The following is a 504-nucleotide window of genomic DNA, read 5'->3' as shown; positions in this document are numbered from 1 at the left end:
GTGTTTTATTACACAAACGATGCGGGAGTGGCGGAATTGGTAGACGCGCTGGATTTAGGTTCCAGTAACTTCGGTTGTGAGAGTTCAAGTCTCTCTTTCCGCACCATTTCTTGATAAGAAATAAAACTATCAAATAATTCTTTGTTGGGATATCGCCAAGCGGTAAGGCACCAGGTTTTGATCCTGGCATTCCCAGGTTCAAATCCTGGTATCCCAGCCAACTTCTTCTACCAAGGAAAGTTGGACAAATGAATGGCTCAGCTAAGAGTTTAAAATTGCAGCCGTGTTTTATTACACAAACGATGCGGGAGTGGCGGAATTGGTAGACGCGCTGGATTTAGGTTCCAGTAACTTCGGTTGTGAGAGTTCAAGTCTCTCTTTCCGCACCATTTCTTGATAAGAAATAAAACTATCAAATAATTCTTTGTTGGGATATCGCCAAGCGGTAAGGCACCAGGTTTTGATCCTGGCATTCCCAGGTTCAAATCCTGGTATCCCAGCCAA

4 tRNA genes are annotated in these 504 nt (G+C 43.8%); all 4 read left to right on the top strand.

From position 1 onward, the window contains the following. The first annotated feature begins 21 nt into the window (after positions 1-21). The 4 genes from I6F65_RS21655 (at position 22) to I6F65_RS21640 (ending at position 503) form a co-directional block, all read left to right on the top strand. A tRNA-Leu gene (locus tag I6F65_RS21655) sits at positions 22-106 on the top strand. A gap of 39 nt (positions 107-145) precedes the next feature. Further along, positions 146-220, top strand: a tRNA-Gln gene (locus tag I6F65_RS21650). Positions 221-304: 84 nt separating this feature from the next. After that, positions 305-389: transfer RNA gene (locus I6F65_RS21645), tRNA-Leu, on the top strand. 39 nt (positions 390-428) lie between these two features. Beyond that, positions 429-503 (top strand) — tRNA-Gln (locus I6F65_RS21640). Position 504: the final 1 nt, after the last annotated feature.

Source organism: Pseudoalteromonas sp. SWXJZ94C (genome assembly GCF_015864385.1).
GTDB lineage: Bacteria > Pseudomonadota > Gammaproteobacteria > Enterobacterales > Alteromonadaceae > Pseudoalteromonas.
The sequence above is the reverse complement of the archived record's forward strand: the minus strand, read 5'-3'. Positions and strand labels throughout refer to the sequence as shown.